The following is a 26155-nucleotide window of genomic DNA, read 5'->3' on the forward strand; positions in this document are numbered from 1 at the left end:
AAAGATTCATCTTATGACAACTATGGGCTGCATTACGATGGTTAGCTAGGCTGTTTTTTGGAATCAGGACCAAGGATTAACCAGACGGACAATAAAATGACGGCAGACCCTGATAGGAATCCGCTGGAAATCGTTTCATCAAGCACTAAAAAGCCCCATAGCACAGCGAAGGGTGGTACTAAGAAGGTGACGGTGAGCGACCGTAAAGGCCCGATGTCGGCGATCAATCTAAAATAGAGGATATAAGCGAGAGAGGTGCATAAAAAGCCGACGGCTAACAGACTGATCCACACATCACCTTGAAGCCAATCGATGCTAGGGCCATATGAAATATTCCAGATCAAAAAGGGACTGAGAAAAGCGGTCGCGCCTATTTGACTGCCAAACGCTACCAGCGTTGAATCCAGGCCGCCCTGTTGGGTTATCCACTTTCGGGTGAGAAACCCCGCAAAGCCGTAACCAATAGTGGCTATGATACAAGCCGCCACGCCAATGTATATATTGCCGACGATATTTGAATCACCCACCGTAGTAATGACCGTAATACCGATAATACCTAATGTGACACCTATCCATTTTCTTAACGATAAACGCTCGCCAAAGATAAATAAGCCAATCATTGCACCCGTTAAAGGCGTTGTGGCATTTAAAATAGCGGAGTATCCAGCAGGTAATAATGTTGCTGCTATGCTGTACATTAGAAAAGGAATGCCTGAGTTGATAGCGCCCAATATCAAAACCTTGCCTAGTTTACCTCTGAATTCCAGGCTTTTGCGTATGATTAAGATGATAAAAGCTAAACCCAGTAGGCCAAAAAAGACTCTAAAAAATGCTGTGTTGATTGGCCCTATCGCTGGGGAGGCGATGCGCATGAAAAGAAAGCTAGCTCCCCAGATAGCGGCTAATGATAGGAGTCGTATATAGTCGATTGCTTTCATTTTATTCCCCATTTTAAGGTTTTCTATTAGTCAACAAGCCCTAGGGTTAGCCTCGTGTGGCTCAGTATTGCCGCCTTTGGGACATGGGAGAAACCCGTTTCTTGCTGTCTTTGTAGTCGGTACAAAATAGGCGTCGCTATGACGTTTACAGATCTGTTTGAAAACGACGATATGAAGTTGATTAACCTGCTTCCACAAGATGGGGCGGTCTATTACTACGGCAAACTTCTAGAGACGGCTATTGCCGATATGTATCTAGCTAAATGTCGGGACGAACTAAGTTGGGAGCATGATCGAGCGTTTATTTACGGAAAAGAGATCGTTACCAAGAGGAAAATAGCCTGGTATGCAGATGTGCCGGTCTCTTATACCTACTCTGGATATACCAAGATGGCGTCAGTGTGGCCTGGTTTTTTACAAGAGATTAAGCAGGTAGTGGAGAGTAACTGCGGTGACGTATTTAATTCGTGCTTGTGTAACTTCTATAGTTCAGGCGCGGAAGGTATGAGTTGGCACAGTGATGCTGAAAAAGATCTGGTTGAGAATGGTGTGATTGGCGCGTTGAGCCTAGGTGGCGAAAGGAGATTTTCGTTTAAACATAAACAAACAGGGGAGAGTCTATCGCTTAATCTAGAGCACGGTAGTCTGTTGGTGATGAAAGGTGCCACGCAGCAAAACTGGCTACATAGCCTGCCTAAAACCAAGAAAGATTGCGAGCCGCGGGTGAGCCTCACGTTTAGGCAAATGCGCTAACCAACTGTTGATACAGGCTGATAGCTTATCTGTCGCGAGTCAAAGAAAGATAGGAGGTGGCAGCTCTAAATCGGTCGCGAACTAAAGCTGCCCTCTGCTTGTGCCGTTGTTGGCATGCCCTAAGCGGCGCGGCTTTGCTCTGTCACTTTTGACTCTGTTGCGGGGAAGCGGTGCCATTGCCGTGGATGGACGAAGAGGCGTTGTCCACGGCGCATCTCAAGCTGCTCAAAATCAGCATGGCGCACTGTTGCCAGCCACGGCTTAGCCAACCAGTCGGCTTCCAGCTCAACACGCACTTCAGCACCTACCGGTGAAATGGCCGTAACCGTCACCGGCAGATGGCTCTCTGCACTAGGCTGCTGGGCAAGGCGCACTTCATGAGGACGTAGCAATAGCTCTTCGTTACCGTCAGGCAAGTCAACATTGAGATGGGCGTCACCGCAGGTGAGCACACCTTGGTGTACCTTGCCTTCCAAGTGGTTAACGTCGCCAAGGAATTCAAATACAAAACGATTTTTGGGCGAACGGTAGAGCGTTTCAGGCGTATCAATTTGCTCGATACGTCCGTTGCTCATCACCACCACACGGTCAGACAGTTCCAGCGCTTCTTCTTGATCGTGGGTAACAAACACGCTGGTAAAGTTAAGCTCTTCATGCAGGCGGCGTAACCAGCGTCGTAGATCCTGGCGCACCTTGGCATCCAGCGCGCCAAATGGCTCATCCAAAAGCAATACGTCAGGCTCAACGGCCAAGGCGCGGGCGAGAGAAACACGTTGCTGCTGGCCGCCAGAGAGCTGGGCAGGCAAACGGTTAGCTAAATGCTGCAGCTGAACCATTTCCAACAGCCTAAAGACGCGGGCGCGAATCTCGCCGTTGGATGGGCGGCGCTTTTTGGGCATCACGGTTAGCCCAAAGGCTACATTGTCGTACACGCTCATATGGCGAAACAGGGCGTAGTGCTGGAAAACAAATCCAATGCGGCGATCGCGAACGTGAACATTGGTCACATCGCGGTCGCCGAACAGTATTTTACCGGGTTGAGGAGAGCGGTCAGCGCTCTCTAAGCCGGCAATAATACGCAGCAGTGTGGTTTTTCCTGAGCCAGACGGGCCAAGCAGGCCGACTAGTTCGCCTTCATGGATGTCTAGATTGATCGGCTCAAGCGCTTGGGTATTGGCAAAGTGCTTGGCGATGTTCTGTAGGCGAATGCTCATAAAAATGCCTCCTGGCGCGCTGCGCGCCATTCCAGACCTGCCTTGGCCGCAAGGGTTAACAGGGCAATAAGGGCCAGTAGCGCGGCGCTAGCAAACGCGCCCACCGCGTTGTAATCCTGATAAAGCTGCTCTAGATGCAGCGGTAAGGTGTTGGTCTTTCCTCGAATAGCTCCGGCGACCACCGAAACGGCACCAAATTCACCCACGGCACGCGCGTTAGTGAGGATGATCCCGTAGAGCAGTGCCCAGCGAATGTTGGGTAGCGTGACACGCCGAAAGGTGGTCCAGCCGCCAGCGCCGAGGGTCACGGCGGCTTCTTCTTCTCGGGAACCTTGGGCCTGCATGAGCGGAATAAGTTCACGTGCCACAAACGGGCAGGTCACGAAAATAGTTACCATCAAAATGCCGGGCCAAGCGAACATCAGTTGAATATCGTGGGTGTCTAGCCAACTGCCAATCCAGCCATTACGGCCATATAGCAACAGATAGATAAGCCCGGCAACTACGGGGGAAACGGCAAATGGAATATCGATCAGCGTTTGTAAAATACGCCGACCCGGGAAACTGAAGCGGGTAACCAGCCACGCCAAGGCGACACCAAATACTAGGCAAATCGGTATGGTTAATAACGCAATGACGAGCGTCAGGCCAATCGCGTGCAGGGTGAACGTATCGCTAACGTTGGCCCAAAAGACCATCACGCCCTGGGAAAAGGCTTGGGCAAAAATTGCCACCAAAGGTAGCAGCAAAAATAGCGCTGACAGCAACAGAGCGGCGCCAATCAGTAAACGCCGCACAGCGGGTGCATCACCAATCCGGCGCATTAGCCTGTTCCTCCATGCAAGCGGCGCACAAAGCGGCCTTGCCAAATATTGATCGCCAGCAGTAGGGCCAGTGACACAAAGAGCACGACCGAGGCAATTGCGGAGGCACCCGCGTAGTCATACTCCTGCAGTTTGACGAAAATCATCAGCGCAGTGATCTCGGTTTCGTAGGGCATATTACCCGCGATAAAAATAATCGCCCCGAATTCACCTAACGAGCGCACAAAGGCTAGCCCGGTGCCAGTAACGAGTGCTGGCCACAGGTGCGGCATAATCACACGCCGGAACGCCACGCCATCGGTTGCGCCAAGAGACATCGCTGCTTCATCAACTTCTGCGGGTAAATCCTCTAGCACCGGCTGTACGGTGCGCACCACAAACGGAATGCTGGTAAACGCCATGGCCAGTGCAATGCCTACCCAGGTATAAGCTACCTGGAACCCTAGCGGCTCTAATAAGCTGCCCATCCAGCCGTTACTCGCATACAGCGTAGCGAGGGTAATACCGGCTACCGCTGTGGGAAGCGCAAAGGGCAGGTCCATTAAGGCATCTAGCAGGCGCTTGCCGGGAAATTCATAGCGAACCAGTACCCAAGCAAGTAGTAAGCCAAATACTGCATTAACCAGCGCCGCGACAGCCGCTGCTCCTATGGTGACCATGTAACTGGCTACCACACGGCCTTCGGTAATAATGGCCCAGTATTCGGCAAGGCTAAGCCCTGCCAACTGGCCAAATAGCCCGGTGATTGGGAGAAGAAGGACCAGCGAAATAAACAGGACGCTGATCCCCATAGATAGGCCAAAGCCCGGCAGCACGCGTGCGCTGCCGGACCGCCATAATGCTAGCTGGCTCATGGGGTTCCGTTAACGACGTTGCAGTTGATCAAGTAGGGCGCCGCCTTCAAAGTGGTTTTCCATTGCTTCTTCCCAGCTACCAAACACATCTTCAACTTCAAGAAGTTCGGTATCGGGGAATTGATCGGCAAATTCGGCCACAACCGTTTCATCGTGAACGCGATAGTTAAAGCCTGCCAGCAAGCGCTGGGTGTCTTCACGGTAGAGATACTCAAGGTAACTCTGGGCAAGGTCACTGTTGCCATTGCGCTCAGCATTTTCACCCACTACCGCAACGGGGAACTCTGCCAGAATGCTGACCGGCGGCACGATGACCTCGTAGTCGTCGCTGCCGTATTCGCCACGGATGTTGTTTACTTCTGATTCAAAGCTGATCAATACGTCACCAATGCCGCGTTCGATAAAGCTCGTGGTGGCACCTCGGCCGCCGGTATCAAACACCGCAACATTGCGCAGGAAGGTGCGCATGAAGTCTTGAATCTTTTCTTCATCACCGTCGAATTCATTTTCCGCAAAGCCCCAGGCTGCTAGATAGGTATAGCGGCCGTTGCCGGATGTTTTGGGGTTAGGGAAGACCATTTGTACGTCTTCTTTGACCAAGTCATCCCAGCTCTCAATACCTTTCGGGTTGCCTTTACGCACCAAAAACGCCGTAGTGGAGTAGTAAGGGGATGCATTATTGTCGAATGCGTCTTGCCAGTCTTCGGCCACTAGGCCTGCATCCGCAAGTACTTGAACATCCGTTACTTGGTTAAAGGTAACGACATCCGCACGCATTCCTTGCATAATCGCGCGCGCTTGCGCTGAAGAGCCGCCGTGGGATTGGCTAATGGCAATCTCTTCACCGTGCTCTTCTTGCCACCACGCTTGGAATTCCGGGTTGATAGCTGAAAACAGTTCACGGGCAATATCGTAAGAGGAGTTCAGTAACTCGCGCTCTTGCGCCATCGCCGTGTTTGAAACAGCTGTGGCAGCCATAGTAGCGCCAACAGCGGTGGCTATAAGGCTGCGGCGCAGGCCAGTACGGAAAAAAGTAGATCGCGTCATTACAGGCTCCTTACATCTGGGGGCGATTTAATCGCAATGAGGATAAGGTTAAACCTGTGATTGTGGAATTACAATTATGTTTTATATTCTATTTGGAAATATGTATTTAAAGATATGCATTCATTGTCGGCTGAGCTTTAACGGCAGGGAGATGGGGCTTCTTAGGTGGCTCTGGTAAGATAGGTGCCTTCCTTTCCCCTGTTAACCTAGGAATGCACTATGAGCGCTGAGCAGGACTTCCTGATTGCCCCTTCGATTCTTTCCGCTAATTTCGCGCGTCTTGGTGAAGAGGTCGACAATGTGTTGGCCGCTGGAGCCGATATTGTCCATTTCGATGTCATGGATAATCACTATGTGCCGAACCTGACGATTGGGCCGATGGTCTGCAAAGCTCTGCGCCAGCACGGCGTGACGGCGCCCATAGACGTCCACTTAATGGTTAAGCCCGTAGATCGTATGATTGGCGATTTTAGTGAGGCTGGGGCGAGTTACATTACGTTTCACCCGGAAGCTTCTGAGCATGTTGATCGCTCGCTACAGCTAATACGCGATAGCGGCTGTAAAGCAGGGCTGGTATTTAATCCGGCAACACCGCTTTCGTATCTCGATTATGTCATGGACAAAATTGATATGGTGCTGTTGATGAGCGTTAACCCGGGCTTTGGCGGTCAGTCATTCATTCCCGGCACGCTGGATAAATTGCGTGAGGCGCGGGCACGTATCGATGCCTCAGGTCGCCCGATCCGCTTAGAAATCGACGGTGGCGTTAAGGTAGATAACATTGCTGATATCGCCGCTGCGGGTGCCGACACCTTCGTCGCTGGTTCAGCTATTTTTAACGCTCACCAGTCAAGCGACCCGCACGGTTACGATAGCGTTATCCAGCAAATGCGCGCCGAGTTGGCAAAGGATAACGGCTAAGCGAACAGCTTAATGCAATTTCATGCGGGGCTTTAAGTAGCGGTTTAGCTTATCAACCAGCCATGCGAGTCCCGTTTTGGGCGCGCCATGAATAGACAGCTGATGCATTCGATAAAGTGAAGCGTAGGCTTGGCGCGCTAACCAACCCTCTAGAAATAGTCCACGAGACGCGGAGCTGCGCATCAAATTTCCGACAGCATCGTAGCGGGCGAGCGACACTAGCGAACCGTGGTCACGATAAGTAAAGCTTTGTAGTGGTTTGCTATCCAGGCAGTGCATCAGGTTTTTGGCGAGTAACGTTGCCTGTTGATGAGCAGCCTGGGCGCGGGGTGGTACGGAGCTGCCTTCGCCCTGAGGGCAGTCGGCGCAGTCGCCCATGGCAAAAATATAAGGATCATCGACGCTTTGAAGCGTTTGGTGGACGTTAATTTGATTTTTCTTATTAGTGGTTAGGTCTAATTCAGCCAAAAATGGCGGTGCTTTGATGCCCGCTGCCCACACGTTCAGATCCGTTTCGATAACCTCGCCATCGCCGGTTACCAATTGATACTGTTGAGCTTCTTGAATAGCGGTACCGACGTGAACGGTGACCCCCATACTTTCCAGTTCTTGCTGCACTGTTTCGCTAATACGCTCTGACAAGCCGGGCAGCAGGCGGGGGGCAGCTTCGATGAGGTGTACGCTAATCGTTTGGTGGTCAACAGCGGTTACGCCGTAGGCGTTAAGCAAGCGCGAAGCATCTAGAAGCTCGGCAGAAAGCTCTACGCCGGTTGCGCCGCCACCCACTATGCCAATGGTCAGTTCAGCGTTTTGGCGCAGCGTTGGATCGGTATAACGCAAAAAGGTATTGATCATATCGCGCTGAAACGCTTTGGCCTGCTGAGGCGAATCAATAAAGTGGCAGTGCTCAGCAACGCCCGTCGTGCCAAAATCATTGGAAATACTGCCGAGCGCTATTACTAAATAATCGTAGGTTAGTTTTCGAGAGGGAAGGACTTCAACGCCGTCTTCATCTTTGATGGGTGCTAGGTGAATGACTTTTTGTGCGCGATCGAGGCCATTTAAAGAGCCGCGCTGGTAACGGTAGTGGTGCGCGGAAGAGTGGCCGCGGTAATCCACTTCATCCATGCTGGAGTTCAATACTCCGGTAGCGAGTTCGTGTAAAAGTGGTTTCCATACATGGGTGGCATTGCGGTCTAGCAGGACAATCTCGGCGCGCTTTTTTTTGCCCAGCGTGCGTCCTAAGCGTGTTGCTAGAGCAAGTCCGCCAGCGCCACCGCCGACGATCACAATTCGGGGGATGGTCATTACTTTCTCCTCGGATAAGATGATCACAGCATAGAGCTTTCGGGCGTGGTTGGCGACGTGCTAAGTCGGTAGGATAAAAGAATTAACGGCGATTACGTTTACTAACGGCCATTTTTTGAAAAATATTTTTACCTAGCCTAGGGAGAGAGAGCGTGCATGCCATTTTGCAGGGTAAACGGTTAATTGCATTTGATTTAGATGGCACTTTGATTGATTCGGTCCCGGATCTAACGATAGCGGTTCAGCGCGCGCTCAGCGATGTTGGGCTGCCTGTGCCCAGTGAAGAGCATGTGCGTAACTGGGTGGGTAATGGTGCGCAGGTACTTATTGAAAGAGCGCTAACCTGGGCGCTCGCTGATGCGCCAGGACAGGTATTGCAAACCACCGCCTATGACGCTTTTATGCGCCATTACGGTGCTGCCCCCAATGCGCTAACCCGGCTCTATCCTGGCGCGCGAACAGCGCTGCATGATTTGCACAAAGCAGGCTATCTGCTGGTGCTGATTACCAACAAGCCTGAGCGCTTTATTGCGCCAATTTTGAGCCATTTTGAGCTATTGGCGCTATTTGCGCACTGTATTGGCGGTGACACGCTTGCCGAGAAAAAACCCAGCCCGCTGCCGCTACTCCATGTAGCCCAACAGCTGGATATCCCACCTTCGGCAAGTGTCATGGTAGGCGATTCACGCCACGACATCGCCGCGGGCAAAGCTGCTGGCTTTACTACTGTGGCGTTACCTTACGGCTATAACCATGGCGAGCCGATTGAGCATAGCCAGCCTGACGTGATCATTAGCTCATTGCTGGCGCTGACGGAGTAAAACAGTCGGTGATGGGGCTGTTTTTCTAGGGCTGCTTTTCTGCCCGTGCGCCGCCTAGGTATTCATGCAGTAATTCAGTGTTATGGCGCAACATAGCAGGGTAGTTATAGGCGGGGCCGTCAGTATCACTCAAGGTATCTACGTATAAAGGCCCTGCCAGCGAAAGCTCCGTTGCTCGGGCATGTGCATCCATGTGGATATAGGGTGAGGTACTTTCATAGAACAGTGCAGGCGGGCGTTTTTGTGAAAGCTGCATGCTCATTGCTTCCATCGCCTGCGCGCTACCAATTGTCTCACTACCAATCCCCCAAATGGCGGCGTACTCAAAACCGTAGGCACGGGCAAAGTAAGCCATGGAGGCTTCGCTGGTAGTGAGCATGCGATTCGTTTGCGGAATGCCTTCCAAGCGCTCCCTGAGTTGATGATCTAACAGCGCCAGTGCTTCACGAGTTTCAGCGGCACGCGAGGTAAATGCATCAGCCTGCTCGGGATAGTGCTCAATAAGCGTTTTTTCTATCACATCAACATAAGCGGCTGCCCCTTTGGGGTCCATCCACATATGCGGATCAGCGCTGTCCTTATATTGGCCTACCGGAATCGCTAGCGGCTCATAGTCGGCACTTTCTGCAAGTGCTGTCAGCGTTAGTGTGTCGTCTGCCATGGCTTCAATATGTCGTATCCATGGCTCTAACCCATACCCGTTGTAGAAAACAATGTCAGCTTCCTCGACAGCCAGGGCATTTGGCGGTTGAAGCTCCCAGCGGTGCACATCTTCACCTATGGGCACAATAGTTGTAATGCTGATGCTGTCGCCCGCGACACGCTTCACTAAATCTTTAATGACTGAAAACGAAGCGATGACGTTAAACGAGGTGTCTCCCAGCGCGTGAGTGCTGCTGACAGTCGTCATCAATACGAGCGTTATTATCCAGGGGGCTCGATTGTCCATGTCACGCTCCTAACGCATTAAAAAGTCGGCAGATGATAAAGACAGTCAAGGCCTGTTGCCAGTTTCGTTATGCTGTCAAGTTGTTTAAACCTAGCATGAAGGGTTAGCCAGTCGCTTTCAGGGTTTTTGATTACCTTGAAAAGCCCCTCACACTTTACTGATAAACTCAGCGTTGGTTCCTCACTAAAAATTACCAGAGTATTAAAAGTGCGAATGTTTTAGTCGACCCTTGGCCCTGCAAGTGGTGCTTGGGTTGGGGTATCATCCCTACCAAGTGGTTTGATTAATGTGATGGAGTAACTGCGGCGATGGCGCAAGTGCAGGTAGTGCAACGTGTATTGATGATCGATAACTACGACAGTTTCACGTTCAATATCGTCCAGTATCTGGGGGAGCTGGGTGCCGAGGTAATGACCTATCGCAACGATGAGCTTACCCTTGAACAAATTGACGCCTTAGCGCCTACCCATTTAGTCATTTCACCGGGGCCATGCACCCCCAACGAGGCGGGCATATCGCTGGCGGCGATTGGCCACTTCGCGGGTAAATTGCCTATTTTGGGGGTTTGTCTTGGGCATCAGGCGATTGGACAAGTCTACGGTGGTAAAGTGGTGCGAGCGCCCCAGGTGATGCATGGTAAAACATCTGCCGTTGTACATAGTGGGCAGGGTGTTTTTAGCGGGCTTGAAAACCCGTTAGAAGTGACCCGTTATCATTCACTCGTGGTAGAAAAAACAAGCTTACCGGAGTGTTTTGAAGTCACTGCTTGGACCGCAGACGATGACGTTACGCCAGGGCTGATAATGGGTTTTCGTCATCGCAGCTTGGATGTTGAAGGGGTACAGTTTCACCCTGAGTCAATACTCACGCGCCAAGGCCATGCGTTATTGGCTAACTTTTTAAAACGCGGCTGATTGCCAAATTTATACGCTTTAGGGGCTTTTCTGTTCATGCAAATGCGAGATGCAATTAACGCGGTGATGCGCCGCGAAGACCTCTCTTTCAATGCGATGCACGCGCTAATGCGCCAGATCATGACCGGCGAAGCCTCCGATGCGCAAATTGGTGGCCTGCTAGTGGGGCTTGCCATGAAAGGCGAGAGCGCCGAGGAAATTAGCGCGGCGGCACAGGTTATGCGCGAACTCATGAAGCGTGTTGAACTGCACACCGATAACGTAGTGGATATTGTCGGCACCGGCGGTGATGGTGCGAACCTGTTTAATGTTTCTACGGCGGCTAGCTTTGTGGCGGCTGCTGGGGGCGCTCATGTCGCCAAGCATGGTAACCGCAGCGTTTCTTCTTCGTCGGGCAGTGCAGACCTTTTTGATATCGCTGGCATTTACCTTGATCTTAAGCCTGAACAGGTAGCACGCTGTATCGAACAGGTTGGCGTGGGCTTTATGTTTGCCCCCAACCACCACCCGGCCATGCGCTACGCTATCGGGCCGCGCCGGGAAATGGGCGTGCGCACGCTGTTTAACATCCTTGGCCCGTTGACTAACCCAGCAAGTGCACGTAACCAAGTGCTGGGGGTTTATTCTCCGGAATTAGTGCCGTTGATGGCTGAAGTGCTCCGCAAGCTCGGCAGTCGCCACGTGTTAGTGGTGTGCTCTGAAGATGGCTTGGATGAAATTTCCTTGGCGGCACCGACGCGGGTGGCTGAACTAAAAGATGGCGAAATTACCGAGTACACCATCACTCCAGAAGAGTTGGGTATTGAGCGACAAAGCTTAGCTACGCTTAAAGCAGCCAGCGCTGAAGACAGCTTACGATTGGTAAAAGCCGCATTGAGTGGTGAAGGTGCAGCGGCAGATATAGTGGCACTTAATGCGGGCGCCGCGCTTTACTGTTCAGGTGTGGCCGATAGCTTAAAAGAGGGCGTAATGGTGGCTCAGGATGCACAGGCTTCCAAGCTGCCGTTAGAGAAGCTCCGAGAGCTTTCACACTTCACTAGCGTCTTTAAAGGGTAGACTATCTAATGACTGACCAGGCAACGCCAACAATTTTAACGCGTATTTTGGCTCGTAAAGACGAAGAAGTAGCTGAGCGCCGACAGGCGGTTTCTGAAGCAGAACTGCTGGCGTTGGCTGACAAGCAAAGCGCCCCCCGTGGCTTTATTGCTGCACTGAATGCGCGTATTGCCGCTGGTGACGCAGCGGTTATCGCTGAGGTGAAAAAAGCTTCGCCTTCCAGGGGCGTGATACGTGAGGACTTTCATCCTGACGATATCGCTAAGCGTTATGCAGAGGGCGGCGCAGCCTGCTTGTCAGTATTAACGGATGCCGATTTCTTCCAGGGACATGAAGACTTCCTGATCGCTGCCCGCGATGCCTGTGACCTTCCCGTTATTCGTAAAGATTTTATTACCCATAGCTATCAGGTAACCGAGGCGCGTGCCATCGGTGCAGACTGCATCTTGCTGATTGTTGCTGCCCTAGACGACACTCAGCTGCGCGATCTGCACCAGCAAGCCAATGCGTTAGGCATGGATGTACTGGTAGAAGTGCATGACGCTGTTGAGTTAGAGCGTGCTTTGGCGCTGGATTTGAAACTGGTGGGCATTAATAACCGTAATTTGCATACCTTCGAGACCAGCCTGAACACCACATTAGACCTTCTGCCGCGCATTCCTGAAGGCGTTACGGTCATCACTGAATCCGGTATCCATACCCGCGATGACGTGGAGCTAATGCGTGACCATGAGGTGAACGGTTTCTTGGTTGGTGAAGCCTTTATGCGTGAAGAGGACCCTGGCCAAGCCCTCAAACAGCTGTTCTTTTAATCGACGGTGTTGCGTTGATTAACTTGCCCGCTTGAGGCACGTAAGTAGCGCCTGAAGCGGGTGGTGCAACGTTTGTGCTGAGTAGCGCTTCACCTGGCTGCGGCAGGAGTAGCCGGTGGCGAGCAGCTTGCCTGTGTTTTCGCCGGCTTCCACCTGGGGCTGCCAGGATTGGGCATAAATGGTTTTGGAGGTTGCGACATTACGGGTTTCATGGCCGTAGGTGCCGGACATACCACAGCAGCCGGTCGCCATCAGCTCAAGCTCTAAACCAAATGCGGCAAACACCTGCTGCCAGGCCTTTGGGCTGCCTGGGGCGTTGGTCTTTTCGGTGCAGTGAGATAGCAGCTTAAAGCCAGGATCAGTTAAGTTCAGCTGGCGAGGCGCTAGCGTGTTCATACGCGTGGCCAACCACTCTTGCAGCATCAACACCTCGGGCACTTGCCCGACACCTAAGGCTTTGACGTACTCTTGGCGGTAGGTCAGCGTCATGGCGGGGTCGATCCCCACCATCGGTACGTCGAACTCTGCCAACGCCCGCAGGCGCTTGGCCTGTTTTTCCGCCGTGCGCTCAAAGGCGCCTAAAAAGCCTTGCACCTGCAGCGGTTTGCCGTTGGCAGAAAATGGCATCACGAACACCCGCAGATTCAGCCGCGACAGTAGCTCCACCACATCCATCACCAGTGTGGCTTCAAAGTGGCTGGTGAAGGCATCCTGGACAATGATCACGCTGTTGGCACGCTGCTGTTCAGTCAGCAGCGCAAGCGAGGTGGGCGTGGCTTCGGCCACGCCCCAGGCACGCAGCTGCTTTTTCACGCTGGCGCGGGAAAGCGGCGGGGAGTCGCTCATTCCCAGCCCTTTACGCATTAGGCTATCGACCCAGCGCTGGTTGAGTAGGGCGTTATACAGCGGCGCCACCTTGGCAAGCGTAGGCAGCATGAACTCGGTGCCACCGATCAGGTAATCGCGCAGCGGGCGTAAATAGCGGCCGTGGTAGACCTCTAAAAACTGCGAACGGAACTGCGGCACGTTGACCTTAATTGGGCACTGGCCGGCACAGGATTTACACGCCAAGCAGCCCGCCATGGCGTCGTAAACTTGGTGAGAATAGTCGTGGTGTTGCTTGCGGCTGAGCGTATTGGCGACGCGTAGCGGAAAGCTTTTAATAAAGCCCCAGCCGTTTTCGGCTTTCTTTTTGCGCGACTCTTCCACTACGTCGATCCCTGCCTGGGACTGCAGACGCAACCACTCACGCATCAAGCTGGCACGGCCTTTGGGCGAATGCACACGGTCACGAGTGGCCTTCCAGGAAGGGCACATGGGGTCATCAACATCATAGTTGTAGCAGGCGCCATTGCCGTTGCAGTACACCGCCGCGTCGTAGGCCTGCCACGCCCGTTCATCAATGGTGCGATCCAACTGACCGCGCAGGGGGACGCCATCGATCGTTAATAGCTCAGGGTCACTGTCTTTGGCGATTAGTTCGCTGCCTTCGGCGGGCGACGCAATCTTGCCGGGGTTTAGCTGGTTATGCGGATCAAACGCGGCTTTAACGCGCTGCAGGCTGGGGTATAACTCACCAAAGAATTTGGGGCCGTACTCCGAGCGCACGCCTTTGCCATGCTCGCCCCATAACAGCCCGCCGTACTTCTGGGTTAGGTCAGCCACTTGATCAGAAATCTCACGAATCAGTTTTTCCTGTTCGGGATCTTTCATATCCAGCGCCGGGCGCACGTGCAGTACCCCCGCATCGACATGGCCAAACATACCGTAGGAGAGCTTACGGGCATCCAGTGCGGCGCGAAACTCAGTAATAAAGTCAGCCAAGTGCTGCGGTGGTACGGCGGTATCTTCGACAAACGCAATTGGGCGCTTTTCGCCCTGCACATTGCCCAGCAAGCCCACCGAGCGTTTGCGCATGGCGTAAACTTTTTGGATCTGCGGACGGCCTTCCGCCAGGGTGTAGCCTAAGCGCGCTACCGTGGGGTCTTGGCTCAAATGGTCCGTGAACGCCCGCACCCGTTCTGCCAAGCGCTCAGGATCATCGTCATTAAACTCGATCAGGTTAATGCCACGAATTGGCGTGCTGCCGGTGGCGGGGAAAAACGTCGCCACGCTGTCCCAGACAAAGTCCTCCATGGCCAGCTGCAGCACGGTGTCGTCGATAGTTTCAATCGAGGTGGGGCGCGCGCTGGTCGTCATCAATGCCTTGGCATCGCGCAGCGCGTCCATAAAGCTGGCGTAACGCACATTGACCAGCGTGGCGTGCTTGGGAATCGGCAGCACATTGAGTACCGCTTCATTCAAAAAGCCCAGCGTGCCTTCCGAGCCACACAGCAGGCTGTTCAGGTTCAGTTGGCCTTCTGCTTCCCGCAGATGCGCCAGATCGTAGCCGGTTAAGCAGCGGTTGAGCGGCGGAAATTTCGCCTCAATCAGCCCGCGCTGTTGGTCAATAATCTCAGCGGCGGTGGTATGCACCTGGCCGAGAAGGCCGGATTGGGCAACGGCCTGCTGCTCCTCGTCCGCGCTAAGCGGGCGGCTCTGCAGATGCTGGCCTCCCAGCAGAACCGTATCCAGTTCCAGCACATGGTCGCGGGTTTTACCGTACTCGCAGCTACCCTGGCCGCTGGCATCGGTGGAGATCATGCCGCCGATGGTGGCGCGGTTAGAGGTCGACAGCTCTGGGGCAAAAAACAGCCCATGGGGCTTCAGCGCCGCGTTGAGCTGATCTTTCACCACGCCCGCCTGAACGCGTACCCGCCGTGCCTCTACATCGATCTCGAGGATCTGGTTCATATGGCGGGAAACGTCCACCACAATGCCGTCGGTCAACGACTGGCCGTTGGTACCGGTGCCGCCGCCGCGAGGCGTGAGCACGACATCGCGGTGGGGCAGCTCGGCAGCTAGCTTGGCAAGGCGCTCAAGGTCTTCCGCGTGCTTAGGAAACACCGCCGCCTGGGGCAGGCGCTGGTAAATCGAATTATCCGTTGCCAGCACCGTGCGGTTGGCATAGTCAGGGGCTATCTCGCCTTCGAAGCCACGGGCGCGCAAGGCGTCGAGGAAACGCACATAATGAGTGCTTAGGCGTTTAAACGGGGCCGTACGAGAATCCAAAGATGCAATCATAGTTGATCAAGCCGTCACTGCTGGGAGCGGATAGGGGATACGCTACTTTACCGCAGCTACCGCGGCTCTGCATCTTGATGGCGCGTCTTATGCGCTGCCAAGCGCCTCTTTTACCAGCGCTGCGCTGGTCGCGTTCATGGGTAGTGCCAGAGCAAGTGCATGTGCTTGGGGGGACATCTTGCCCCAGGTTTTTTGCACAATACGCACCATATGGTCGTGCTCGACCTTGCGGGAGAAATCTGCAAAGTAATTTTCCAAGAACACTAGGCAAGCGCAATCTTCCAGCGCTTGCACATCGGAGTCGCGGCCAAGACCTTTCTTACGGATAAGCGTTGCGGTTCGTTCGGCGTCTGCTGCGCTATAGCCAGCGTCACGCATCAGTTGAGCAGCGGTATCGCCCGCGCGCTCACCCTGATCGCGGCGCCAGGTTAAATAGCCTATGCGCCCTTCAGGGTAATCGCTGCGCGGCACAAGCCAGCGCTGGAGATGCTGGGCGCGTACCGCCAAACGCAGCAGTTCGGCAGGGGCAGATTGCAGCTGTGCTAACCAATGGCTCATGCGCTGGGCGTAGGCAAGCTCCTGGGGCAGGGGTGTGCCATCGGCAAGGGTGGTTTGGCGCGGATCTTGGGCGTGAAGCGCATCAATGGCCGTTAGAGTTTGTTCAAACGCAGAGGGCATAAGAGCTCGCATGGTTAGGGGGGATTAACAATATGCTAGCAGGTTAGCGCCAGGCCATAAAAAAAGCGCCCGCTGCGCAAAGGCAGCAAGCGCTAAAGTAACATTCATAAAAAAATCTATGCGCGGTTGTTGTTATAAACCTCTTCGTTTAGTTCGCCTTCGCTTTTACCCACCAGGGTCGTGACCATCAAATCACCCGCCACGTTTACGCTGGTGCGGGCCATATCCAGAATACGGTCGATACCGGCAACCACCGCAATCGCTTCCAGAGGCAGGCCAATTTGTGCCATTACAATCGACAGCATTATGAGACCCGCGCCGGGAACGCCCGCGGTGCCAATTGAGGCCAGCGTGCCGGTGGCCACAATCATGCCGTAATCCATCATGGTTAGATCGGTGCCGGTCATCTGGGCAATAAACAGCACGACTACGCCTTGGTAAAGCGCCGTGCCGTCCATATTAATCGTCGCGCCCACGGGTAGCACAAAGCCAGAAACGCCCTCTGAAACCCCTAGGTTTTTTTGCGCACAGCGAATCGACACCGGTAGCGTGCCAGCAGACGAGGCAGAGGAGAACGCCACCACAATGGCATCCAAGCTGCCTTGGAGGTAGCGCACAGGGTTCAAGCGGCCAAGTAGTGAAATAAACCCAGAGTAAATTACCAACACATGCAGAATGCAGGCGAGATATACCACGCCAATCAGCTTGGCCAGCGGCAGCAGGATTTCTAAGCCGTATTGGCCTGAGACATGGGCGATTAAGCCAAATACACCAAAGGGCGCAAAGGCCATCACAATGCCGGTGAGCTTGTACATAGCTTCAGCAAAGCTATCGAAAACCTTCATAACCGGCTCGCCTTTTTCGCCAATCAGCGTTAGCGAAATACCTAAGCCAATGGCAAATACAATGATCTGCATAATGTTGCCATTCGCCAGGGCATCGAGGGGGTTGCGCGGCACTAAGTTGACCAGAATAGAAATCAGAGAGGGAGCTTCGTTGGCAGTTACTTCTGTATCGAAGCTTAAATCGACGCCTACTCCTGGCTGTAACAGGGTAGAAAGCAGTAGACCAATGCTGATCGCAAAGGCCGTCGTCACCAAATACAAGGTAATAGTGCGCGCACCAATGCGGCCCATTTTTTGCGGGTCACGCATTGAGGTAATACCCACTACCAGCGTCGAGAATACTAGCGGCACAATCAGCATCATTATGGCATTAATGAAAATATCGCCGAGCGGCTTAAAGACACTGGCGGTTTCACCTAGTAACGCACCGGCTAATATCCCCAGTGCCAACCCCGCCAGAATTTTTTTCCACAGCGCGATGCTACTCCACCAAGAAAACTTTCCCTTTTTTGCTGTTTCCTGCACTACGTTTCTCCCGTTTAACATCCATTATTAGTGATTCGCGCTGCAAATCGGCGGGCACTCTATCACTTTGGGCTAGTGAGCCAAGGTTTTTATGCCGATTGGTAATAGCGTATGCGTTAGATTCGAAAGTTCGATGCTGCTCAGCCACCGGCATACCATGCGCACTTGAGGTTTAGAGTTCACGCTACAGCTATTTTGGAGCACAACAATCAGAAATCGTGGTGGTTTAATTCGAGCCCAAAGGATTAAATATTACGTTCGTTTTGACGTACGTACTGCATGGCGTACAATCATGTAATGCGGGATAAATTAGAGGTGTGTTATGACCGGAATATCTGCAACAGAGGCACGCAGTAACCTTTATCGGTTGATTGATGAGACTGCAGAGTCTCATCAGCCGATTGTCATTATGGGCAAGCGGAATAAAGCTGTTCTGGTGGCAGAAGAGGACTGGTCTGCCATTCAAGAGACGCTTTTCCTGCTTTCTGTGCCAGGGATGCGAGAGTCTGTTCGTGAGGGAATGGAGGCTCCAGTGGATGAGTGCGACGAGGAGTTGGACTGGTGACATGGAAGCTGGTTTACACCAAACACGCTCAGAAAGATGCGAAGAAGTTAGCCTCCAGTGGCTTGAAGCCAAAGGCGCAGGAGCTGCTAGCACTAATCGCAGAAGATCCGTATCGGAAACCGCCTCCGTTTGAGAAGCTCATCGGTGATCTTGCGGGGGCTTATTCACGGCGCATCAATATTCAACATCGTTTGGTTTACCAAGTGCTTGAAGACGAAGGGATAATTAAAGTGCTCCGGCTTTGGAGCCACTACGAATAGTGCATAACCAGTCGCTGCTGCCGAGTATCTAAGCAGCGCTACGCGCTGCATTCGCGGGTTCACCGTAGGCTTACCACACGCTGCGTAACCGGCGGCACTAGAAATAGAGCGCTGATTTAATTTTGTTTCTTTATTGTGAGCTGCCTGCTCGGCGGTGAAAAAGTGGGAACCTCACGACAAACCGTTTAAGTTTCTATCCGCACGCCCCGGGCGGGGCGCGACCCGATCCTGCGTTGGGAGCTGCCCGAGTTCAAAGAGTTTCTATCCGCACGCCCCGAGCGGGGCGCGACATGCGCTGAAGGATCTGCCGAAGGCGCTGAGCGCTGTTTCTATCCGCACGCCCCGAACGGGGCGCGACTTGGGGCTTGATGAGCAGGTGGACACCGCGATTGACGTTTCTATCCGCACGCCCCGAGCGGGGCGCGACACGATCCCAGGACGCACATCACTATGCCCTGCAGTTTCTATCCGCACGCCCCGGGCGGGGCGCGACAGGGGCGCTGGGAGGAAATTGATTTTATGCGCGCTGTTTCTATCCGCACGCCCTGGGCGGGGCGCGACCGGCGATGGTTTCCAAAAACTGGCGGGCGTTGTCGTTTCTATCCGCACGCTCCGGGCGGGGCGCGACGCCTATTTGAGCCAGTGCAACTGCAGCGCTATAGCGTTTCTATCCGCACGCCCCGGGCGGGGCGCGACACCCTGGCTCCAAGATGACCGAACCCCAAGACTACGTTTCTATCCGCACGCCCCGGGCGGGGCGCGACGTAATACGAGCTTGCAGGCCATCGCCTTCAGCGTTGTTTCTATCCGCACGCCCCGGGCGGGGCGCGACTAGCGGCATAGGGTAGGCGCATTCGTGGTCGCCAATGTTTCTATCCGCACGCCCCGGGCGGGGCGCGACCAGCTGGGCGCGACTCTTATCACGGTTCAGCGATTGTTTCTATCCGCACGCCCCGGGCGGGGCGCGACCGCGCGCCGACTTCTCGCCAGTAGGGCGCTCAGAGTTTCTATCCGCACGCCCCGGGCGGGGCGCGACGTCGTTTTGCACCCGAGCAAATGGCGGTAGGGCTTGTTTCTATCCGCACGCCCCGGGCGGGGCGCGACCAATGCTAGAAGGCGGAAAAAAGCGTAGACTATAGTTTCTATCCGCACGCCCCGGGCGGGGCGCGACATCAGGAACCTTATCCAACGGCTTCATCCAACTAGGGTTTCTATCCGCACGCCCCGGGCGGGGCGCGACCGATGGTCAGCGAGGCGCAAAGCCCTGACGCTTTGTTTCTATCCGCACGCCCCGGGCGGGGCGCGACTAGGACAAGGAGAGCTGTTCCCCAATGAGCAAAAAGTTTCTATCCGCACGCCCCGGGCGGGGCGCGACGCGACATGACGCCAGAGCAGCGCAAAGTGCTAAAGGTTTCTATCCGCACGCCCCGGGCGGGGCGCGACGTCACAGATGCAGCGGCTAACACCGAGTTCACCTGGTTTCTATCCGCACGCCCCGGGCGGGGCGCGACGTCAGAATACTGACCGGCATCAGCGTGGATGCGCTGTTTCTATCCGCACGCCCCGGGCGGGGCGCGACGAGTGGTCGAGGATCTCCATGCCAAAATAGCGGCGGTTTCTATCCGCACGCCCCGGGCGGGGCGCGACTTGATCGGACGCTGGTACCCAGACGGCACCCGCATTGTTTCTATCCGCACGCCCCGGGCGGGGCGCGACCGAGCGTGATGCGTACACCGGCGTCACCGCGCTATGGTTTCTATCCGCACGCCCCGGGCGGGGCGCGACGTCCAACGGCCCCAAGTACGTTAAGCGCATTAGTCGTTTCTATCCGCACGCCCCGGGCGGGGCGCGACGATGGATCAGGAGTACGGCGGTCATCCGATCAATGTTTCTATCCGCACGCCCCGGGCGGGGCGCGACGTGTGTGTGTGTGTGTGTGTGTGTGGTTTCTATCCGCACGCCCCGGGCGGGGCGCGACTGTGTTTGAAGCGTGGCTTGAGATGTCAATGCTGTTTCTATCCGCACGCCCCGGGCGGGGCGCGACGTTGTCACCGATCCGGCGCTCTATTCCTATGCCTGTTTCTATCCGCACGCCCCGGGCGGGGCGCGACGCAATGCGGTCTATGTAGGGCGTGAGAGCGTCACGTTTCTATCCGCACGCCCCGAGCGGGGCGCGACATTCGAGGCGCGTTTTCTGCACGTCGATGGTCATGTTTCTATCCGCACGCCCCGGGCGGGGCGCGACAAAATCACGGGACGGGGTCGCGCCCTGTACGAAGTGTTTCTATCCGCACGCCCCGGGCGGGGCGCGACGCCCAAAAGCAGTCCGCCAACGCCACTAATTCAAGGGTTTCTATCCGCACGCCCCGGGCGGGGCGCGACAGACCACCCCGCCGGAGCAAGCGGCACCGCCGGAAGTTTCTATCCGCACGCCCCGGGCGGGGCGCGACCTGGCTGGATGCCATATGGTGGCCGTCCATGTGCAGTTTCTATCCGCACGCCCCGGGCGGGGCGCGACGCCAGAGACGATTAAGCGTGCGCTTACATCACTAGTTTCTATCCGCACGCCCCGGGCGGGGCGCGACCGGGGGCGCGCACAATGAGCGAGTTATATTCACCGGTTTCTATCCGCACGCCCCGGGCGGGGCGCGACCGATCATCGCTACCAACATGACCACCGAGAACCTGTTTCTATCCGCACGCCCCGGGCGGGGCGCGACACACTTATGTCCGCTGCATGTCGCACGGAACGGGAGTTTCTATCCGCACGCCCCGGGCGGGGCGCGACATTCTTGTTCGTTCATGACGACCACCTTTAGTGGTTTCTATCCGCACGCCCCGGGCGGGGCGCGACCGGTAGCAATGAACTGCTTGTAGGACTGACTGGGGTTTCTATCCGCACGCCCCGGGCGGGGCGCGACAGGCTGGGCCTGCTGAGGTAGTGCTGCGCAGGCCTGTTTCTATCCGCACGCCCCGGGCGGGGCGCGACGACCCGAGTCGGCGTGTCGGTCTCGGTGTCCAGGTTTCTATCCGCACGCCCCGGGCGGGGCGCGACCAAGCACAATGGAGCGCCTTGCGGGCAGCATGGAGTTTCTATCCGCACGCCCCGGGCGGGGCGCGACTAGGCTCATTGCTTGCCCCTTGCCCGCCAGCGATTGTTTCTATCCGCACGCCCCGGGCGGGGCGCGACCTGGACTGCCGCCACTGAGCGCCGCGCTGGGATCTGGTTTCTATCCGCACGCCCCGGGCGGGGCGCGACTTCGAATTCTGGGATAAATAATCCCAATAATCGAATGTTTCTATCCGCACGCCCCGGGCGGGGCGCGACGCGTCTGATACGGCTGCATGGGCGCGTAGCCATGTAGTTTCTATCCGCACGCCCCGGGCGGGGCGCGACCCATTAGATCGTGATGACAACACCAAGAACTTTGACGTTTCTATCCGCACGCCCCGGGCGGGGCGCGACGCTTTCATGGACTTGGAAGCCGCCCAAACGCGGATGTTTCTATCCGCACGCCCCGGGCGGGGCGCGACCTGGGGGGGGATAGAGCAGCACGTCATCTACTGGCGGTTTCTATCCGCACGCCCCGGGCGGGGCGCGACGAAACTCAATCACACAACGCGGCAGGCTAACGGATGTTTCTATCCGCACGCCCCGGGCGGGGCGCGACACATGAATCACGCGGATCTACCGCCGCACCTAACGTTTCTATCCGCACGCCCCGGGCGGGGCGCGACCAGTATAGGCGCGGCGGGTACTGGCGCTGACATTGTTTCTATCCGCACGCCCCGGGCGGGGCGCGACAATCGTTACTACAACGGCAGATTCCATCACGGTTGTTTCTATCCGCACGCCCCGGGCGGGGCGCGACTTCCGAGCCGTTGCCACCTGAGATAATTGGCTTCGGTTTCTATCCGCACGCCCCGGGCGGGGCGCGACTCAGCGGTATTGGCGGCCATCTGATCGAAGTCAGTGTTTCTATCCGCACGCCCCGGGCGGGGCGCGACCAAAGACGCCATTGATCCGGCCACGCAGCTTGCAGTTTCTATCCGCACGCCCCGGGCGGGGCGCGACGATCAATGGCTCCTGGCCTGGGCCTAAGTGCCACGGTTTCTATCCGCACGCCCCGGGCGGGGCGCGACACTTGGCCCTTGCTTTTGCTCATGGCGGGCATGTTGTTTCTATCCGCACGCCCCGGGCGGGGCGCGACACACCAAGAAGACCTGTGCCAGCGCGGCCTCCTTGTTTCTATCCGCACGCCCCGGGCGGGGCGCGACCCACCACGGCCCTTGCCGTTTGCCAGCAGGCATTGTTTCTATCCGCACGCCCCGGGCGGGGCGCGACTTTTTTGAGCCTGGGGAATCTGTCGCGGGTGTAGTTTCTATCCGCACGCCCCGGGCGGGGCGCGACCCAGCGCGATAACGCCAGAGGTTAGGGTACGCAGTTTCTATCCGCACGCCCCGGGCGGGGCGCGACTCGTCTACGTAACGGCGGCTTATCTCGTTGTAAGTGTTTCTATCCGCACGCCCCGGGCGGGGCGCGACCCACAAAGATTTAGGCATCAGCAGGCTGCCTGACTGTTTCTATCCGCACGCCCCGGGCGGGGCGCGACCTGGCGCAGGCTGTTGCGCGTGTGCTTATAGACGTTTCTATCCGCACGCCCCGGGCGGGGCGCGACATCTTTATCACTGATGCTTAGCAGCCGCTCAACGCGTTTCTATCCGCACGCCCCGGGCGGGGCGCGACGATCAGGATTGCGTGGCACGCAATGGAGCGCTCGCGTTTCTATCCGCACGCCCCGGGCGGGGCGCGACGTCCTGTGACTTGTATCGCGCAATAGAGGTTGGCGTTTCTATCCGCACGCCCCGGGCGGGGCGCGACGTTTACGTCACCGGCGATGAAGCTGGTGAATTCGGGGTTTCTATCCGCACGCCCCGGGCGGGGCGCGACATGCGCCACGGCGCAATCGTACTTGCGCAGTATTTGTTTCTATCCGCACGCCCCGGGCGGGGCGCGACAAGAGCTAGACGCCGAACACAAATGGGCGCCTATTGTTTCTATCCGCACGCCCCGGGCGGGGCGCGACCGAAGTCAACAGACTATGGGTAAAGCTGGCAATAGTTTCTATCCGCACGCCCCGGGCGGGGCGCGACTTGATGACCAAGGCCAAGCAGTGCCATTTACCAAAGTTTCTATCCGCACGCCCCGGGCGGGGCGCGACCCATTCTGCTTTCTCAAAAACCTATTATATTGTGCGGTTTCTATCCGCACGCCCCGGGCGGGGCGCGACTAGCCATAGCATCTCTTGGCGTAGCACTTCAGGGTTTCTATCCGCACGCCCCGGGCGGGGCGCGACAAAGCAAGACTACCAATGTCTATATCTTCAACCGTTTCTATCCGCACGCCCCGGGCGGGGCGCGACTTTGTCGATGACTAACTTGCGCAGCGTCTTTAATGTTTCTATCCGCACGCCCCGGGCGGGGCGCGACAGCCCCTGCTCAATACCCCGCGTCATTACTTGACGTTTCTATCCGCACGCCCCGGGCGGGGCGCGACTGTTCTGTTTATAACATCATGAAAAATAAAAGCAAAAAGACATGCTTTTGCGAAACACTGAGCATTAACCGATTTTGCTTGGTACAAAGGAGTGGGCGAAAGAATTTATTATTAAAATCAATTTATTAAAGAGCTGCGAACCTGACGGGGTTTGGCAAGACGCTTGGGGTTCGCAAACAAGAGAAACATTAAAAAACTAAAGGGCCATTCATATCTAAGGCGGGCTTGGCGCCAATATGTTCGATGCGGTTTTTCCAATTTCGGCCTAAGAAGTAAAAGCGTAAGCTGTCCACCTCGTCATCAATCAAGTCGATCAAGCGTTGACGAAAGCGTACCCATTGATCGGGATCTACTTCAATTTCAAACACGGAAAATTGTACCCGCTGCCCTACATCTCGACATGCTTTTGCTACTCGCCTCAGCCTGCCTTCACCGCCCTCTGAAGAGGTGCTGACATCGTAACTGACCAGTACCATCATGATATTGCCCTCAGTGTGCTATTTCCAAAGGAAAGGTGGGTAAGCATCTAAGTCCCCCCGCAGGTGACGTGCCATTAATTGAGCTTGCAGTATGGGCAGCATGCCTATAGGTGCTTTTTCATCTATAAATGTATGCAACAACTCTTCACGCTTTCGCTCTTGGTAAGCAGTCAGCACCAGCTTGCGGGCATCATCGGTCATAACGACGCCATTGCTTTCAGTAATGTTAAAGTCTTTCTCGCGTAACTGACGACGGTTGATGAGCGACAGGGCTAGTCGATCACCCAACAAAGGGCGAAACTCTTCTGCAAGGTCAAGCGCAAGACTTGGGCGGCCTGGGCGATCCCGGTGTAAAAAGCCTACGGCGGGGTCTAAGCCGACGCTCTCTAGTGCTGAGCGGCAGTCGTGGGTGAGCAGCGTATACAAAAACGACAATAACGCATTAATACGGTCTCTCGGTGGGCGGCGATTGCGGCCTTTAAACTCAAAGGCATCACCTTCTTGGCGCACTAGTAAATTGAAGACGCTGAAATATACTTGGGCGGCTTCGCCTTCTAGGCCGCGTAGCTCATTGGTTGTGGCAGGTTGCAGTAAATTACGTGCGATGCGACTTAGCCGGTCACGAGCCGCTTCCAGGCGCTGGCGATATTGAAGTGGCATCTTGCTGCCATAATCGCGAATGCCCCGAGCGAGAACAGCGCGCTGGTTATGGACTTTACCAACCAAAAGGCTACTGACTAGGCTCGAACAGGAGTCTTCGTTATCACTGACACGATATTGGGTGCGTCTGAGTAATACATTGCCAGAGACGGGGCCTTCAATACGCGCCAAGAATTTCCCGTTCGGTGACAGGTGGGTGATGGTAACGCCTTGTTCGGCGCAGAATCCCATTAACGGCGGGGATACAAGCACACGCCCAAAGCATACAAGGGACTCCAGCATATGAATGGGAAGCCTGGCGCGCTCTTTCCCTTCTACCTGCATGACAATGTTGGCGCCTTCTTTTTTAAGCCAAGCACCTTCTGTGGTGATATACAGCGAGTTTAATTGTCGTCGCATGGGCGTTACTCATCCAGGGCATCAAGTTGCCGGGTCAGCCATCGGCTTGCGGAGCGCTGTTTGTTAAACACTTGAGGTTGGCAAATATCGACAAGGGAGCAGTGATCACACTTTTTTGCATTGTAAATAGCAGGAGGAGTCTGCTGCTCATCAAAAATAGCGCGGGTTTGCTCAATAATACGATGAGTTAACGTGCGTAGAGTGTCATCAAACGCCACCTCTTTGCGCCGTCGCGTTTTGCCATAAAAGAGGGCGCCAGAGTCGATGTGGATATCTAGCATTTCTTCCAGACAGAGCGCCTGAGCACAAAGCTGCACCTCATCCGCACGGTGCGCTTTGGGTCGCCCGCGTTTGTACTCAATAGGGCGTACCACTAAAGCGGATTGGCTTTCATCAAACTCCACTACATCGGCAATACCGCTCAAGCCCAGCTGTTCACTTGCCAAAGGCAAGGCCATGGAAGTGTGTATGCCCCGGCGACGCTGATGCCCCAACTGGTCCGCGCGTTCGTGTAATAAACGGCCTTCAGCGGTATAACGGTTTTCGGCCCATTGCTGCTCTACATGGATCAGCGCGCATTGGCGTGGGCAGAACAGCGTATGCTGCAGAGCCGAAAGCGGAATAGGGCGTGCCTCTTCTTCCATGGCGTCTCA

At 55.4% G+C, this 26155-nt stretch carries 21 protein-coding genes and 1 CRISPR repeat array; of the genes, 8 read left to right on the forward strand and 13 right to left on the reverse strand.

The genetic code is table 11. From position 1 onward, the window contains the following. Positions 1-41: 41 nt before the first annotated feature. Entirely contained in the window at positions 42-938 is an 897-nt protein-coding gene (locus NDQ72_06950) for a DMT family transporter (protein ID WKD29674.1), read from the reverse strand. A 138-nt stretch (positions 939-1076) separates the two neighbouring features. On the opposite strand from NDQ72_06950, the gene NDQ72_06955 reads away from it, so the two are divergent. Next, a complete protein-coding gene (locus NDQ72_06955) occupies positions 1077-1691 on the forward strand; it encodes an alpha-ketoglutarate-dependent dioxygenase AlkB (GenBank protein WKD29675.1) in 615 nt (204 codons plus the stop codon). A gap of 119 nt (positions 1692-1810) precedes the next feature. Here the strand turns inward: NDQ72_06955 and NDQ72_06960 are convergent, their stop codons facing one another. Genes NDQ72_06960 through cysP form a run of 4 tightly spaced genes read right to left on the reverse strand, consistent with a single transcriptional unit; the run spans position 1811 to position 5630 of the window. Next, positions 1811-2905, reverse strand: coding sequence for a TOBE-like domain-containing protein (locus tag NDQ72_06960; GenBank protein ID WKD29676.1), 1095 nt, complete (start codon positions 2903-2905; stop codon positions 1811-1813). Continuing rightward, positions 2902-3729: a sulfate ABC transporter permease subunit CysW gene (cysW, locus tag NDQ72_06965; GenBank protein ID WKD29677.1), complete on the reverse strand. Its 828-nt coding sequence runs from the start codon at positions 3727-3729 to the stop codon at positions 2902-2904. The genes NDQ72_06960 and cysW overlap by 4 nt, the downstream gene beginning before the upstream one ends. Continuing rightward, complete coding sequence (cysT, locus tag NDQ72_06970; GenBank protein WKD29678.1) at positions 3729-4583, reverse strand: sulfate ABC transporter permease subunit CysT; 855 nt, start codon at positions 4581-4583, stop codon at positions 3729-3731. Before cysT ends, cysW begins: the two co-directional genes overlap by 1 nt. 9 nt (positions 4584-4592) lie before the next feature. Then, entirely contained in the window at positions 4593-5630 is a 1038-nt protein-coding gene (gene cysP, locus NDQ72_06975) for a thiosulfate ABC transporter substrate-binding protein CysP (GenBank protein ID WKD29679.1), read from the reverse strand. Between the two features lie 219 nt (positions 5631-5849). Here cysP and rpe point away from each other — a divergent pair, with 219 nt between their 5' ends. Next, a complete protein-coding gene (rpe, locus tag NDQ72_06980) occupies positions 5850-6551 on the forward strand; it encodes a ribulose-phosphate 3-epimerase (protein WKD29680.1) in 702 nt (233 codons plus the stop codon). Between the two features lie 9 nt (positions 6552-6560). Here the strand turns inward: rpe and NDQ72_06985 are convergent, their stop codons facing one another. Next, positions 6561-7859 (reverse strand): NAD(P)/FAD-dependent oxidoreductase, encoded by a 1299-nt coding sequence (locus NDQ72_06985; GenBank protein ID WKD29681.1) that lies wholly within the window; start codon positions 7857-7859, stop codon positions 6561-6563. Between the two features lie 152 nt (positions 7860-8011). Between NDQ72_06985 and NDQ72_06990 the strand changes: the two genes are divergently transcribed. After that, entirely contained in the window at positions 8012-8680 is a 669-nt protein-coding gene (locus tag NDQ72_06990) for a phosphoglycolate phosphatase (GenBank protein WKD29682.1), read from the forward strand. 25 nt (positions 8681-8705) lie between these two features. On the opposite strand, the gene NDQ72_06995 is transcribed toward NDQ72_06990, so the two are convergent. Then, positions 8706-9629, reverse strand: a complete 924-nt coding sequence (locus tag NDQ72_06995; protein ID WKD29683.1) for a zinc ABC transporter substrate-binding protein — start codon at positions 9627-9629, stop codon at positions 8706-8708. Between the two features lie 308 nt (positions 9630-9937). Here NDQ72_06995 and NDQ72_07000 point away from each other — a divergent pair, with 308 nt between their 5' ends. From NDQ72_07000 to trpC, 3 genes are read left to right on the forward strand one after another with little or no spacing between them, the layout of a single operon-like run. Further along, complete coding sequence (locus tag NDQ72_07000; protein ID WKD29684.1) at positions 9938-10543, forward strand: aminodeoxychorismate/anthranilate synthase component II; 606 nt, start codon at positions 9938-9940, stop codon at positions 10541-10543. A 36-nt stretch (positions 10544-10579) separates the two neighbouring features. Then, the gene (gene trpD, locus NDQ72_07005) at positions 10580-11599 is read left to right on the forward strand and encodes an anthranilate phosphoribosyltransferase (GenBank protein ID WKD29685.1); all 1020 of its coding nucleotides are present in this window, start codon (positions 10580-10582) and stop codon (positions 11597-11599) included. Between the two features lie 8 nt (positions 11600-11607). Next, positions 11608-12411, forward strand: a complete 804-nt coding sequence (gene trpC / locus NDQ72_07010; GenBank protein ID WKD29686.1) for an indole-3-glycerol phosphate synthase TrpC — start codon at positions 11608-11610, stop codon at positions 12409-12411. 18 nt (positions 12412-12429) lie between these two features. On the opposite strand, the gene NDQ72_07015 is transcribed toward trpC, so the two are convergent. The 3 genes from NDQ72_07015 to NDQ72_07025 all read right to left on the reverse strand — a co-directional run bounded on the left by NDQ72_07015 (position 12430) and on the right by NDQ72_07025 (position 17582). Further along, the gene (locus NDQ72_07015; protein WKD29687.1) at positions 12430-15534 is read right to left on the reverse strand and encodes an FAD-binding oxidoreductase; all 3105 of its coding nucleotides are present in this window, start codon (positions 15532-15534) and stop codon (positions 12430-12432) included. Positions 15535-15621: 87 nt separating this feature from the next. After that, on the reverse strand, positions 15622-16212 hold the full coding sequence (locus NDQ72_07020; protein ID WKD29688.1) for a DUF4202 domain-containing protein: 591 nt from the start codon (positions 16210-16212) through the stop codon (positions 15622-15624). Between the two features lie 116 nt (positions 16213-16328). Then, a complete protein-coding gene (locus NDQ72_07025) occupies positions 16329-17582 on the reverse strand; it encodes a dicarboxylate/amino acid:cation symporter (protein WKD29689.1) in 1254 nt (417 codons plus the stop codon). 322 nt (positions 17583-17904) lie between these two features. Between NDQ72_07025 and NDQ72_07030 the strand changes: the two genes are divergently transcribed. Continuing rightward, on the forward strand, positions 17905-18147 hold the full coding sequence (locus NDQ72_07030; protein ID WKD29690.1) for a type II toxin-antitoxin system Phd/YefM family antitoxin: 243 nt from the start codon (positions 17905-17907) through the stop codon (positions 18145-18147). Then, complete coding sequence (locus NDQ72_07035; GenBank protein WKD29691.1) at positions 18144-18407, forward strand: Txe/YoeB family addiction module toxin; 264 nt, start codon at positions 18144-18146, stop codon at positions 18405-18407. The genes NDQ72_07030 and NDQ72_07035 overlap by 4 nt, the downstream gene beginning before the upstream one ends. Positions 18408-18596: 189 nt before the next feature. After that, positions 18597-23964: direct repeats of the CRISPR family, unit length 33 nt; unit sequence GTTTCTATCCGCACGCCCCGGGCGGGGCGCGAC. A 188-nt stretch (positions 23965-24152) separates the two neighbouring features. Here NDQ72_07035 and cas2 read toward each other — a convergent pair. Genes cas2 through cas4 form a run of 3 tightly spaced genes read right to left on the reverse strand, consistent with a single transcriptional unit; the run spans position 24153 to position 26146 of the window. Beyond that, the gene (gene cas2 / locus NDQ72_07040) at positions 24153-24443 is read right to left on the reverse strand and encodes a CRISPR-associated endonuclease Cas2 (protein ID WKD29692.1); all 291 of its coding nucleotides are present in this window, start codon (positions 24441-24443) and stop codon (positions 24153-24155) included. A gap of 18 nt (positions 24444-24461) precedes the next feature. Next, complete coding sequence (gene cas1c, locus NDQ72_07045) at positions 24462-25502, reverse strand: type I-C CRISPR-associated endonuclease Cas1c (GenBank protein WKD29693.1); 1041 nt, start codon at positions 25500-25502, stop codon at positions 24462-24464. A 5-nt stretch (positions 25503-25507) separates the two neighbouring features. Next, positions 25508-26146: a CRISPR-associated protein Cas4 gene (gene cas4 / locus NDQ72_07050; protein ID WKD29694.1), complete on the reverse strand. Its 639-nt coding sequence runs from the start codon at positions 26144-26146 to the stop codon at positions 25508-25510. Between the last annotated feature and the right edge of the window lie 9 nt (positions 26147-26155).

Source organism: Halomonas sp. KG2 (genome assembly GCA_030440445.1).
Taxonomy (GTDB): Bacteria; Pseudomonadota; Gammaproteobacteria; order Pseudomonadales; family Halomonadaceae; genus Vreelandella.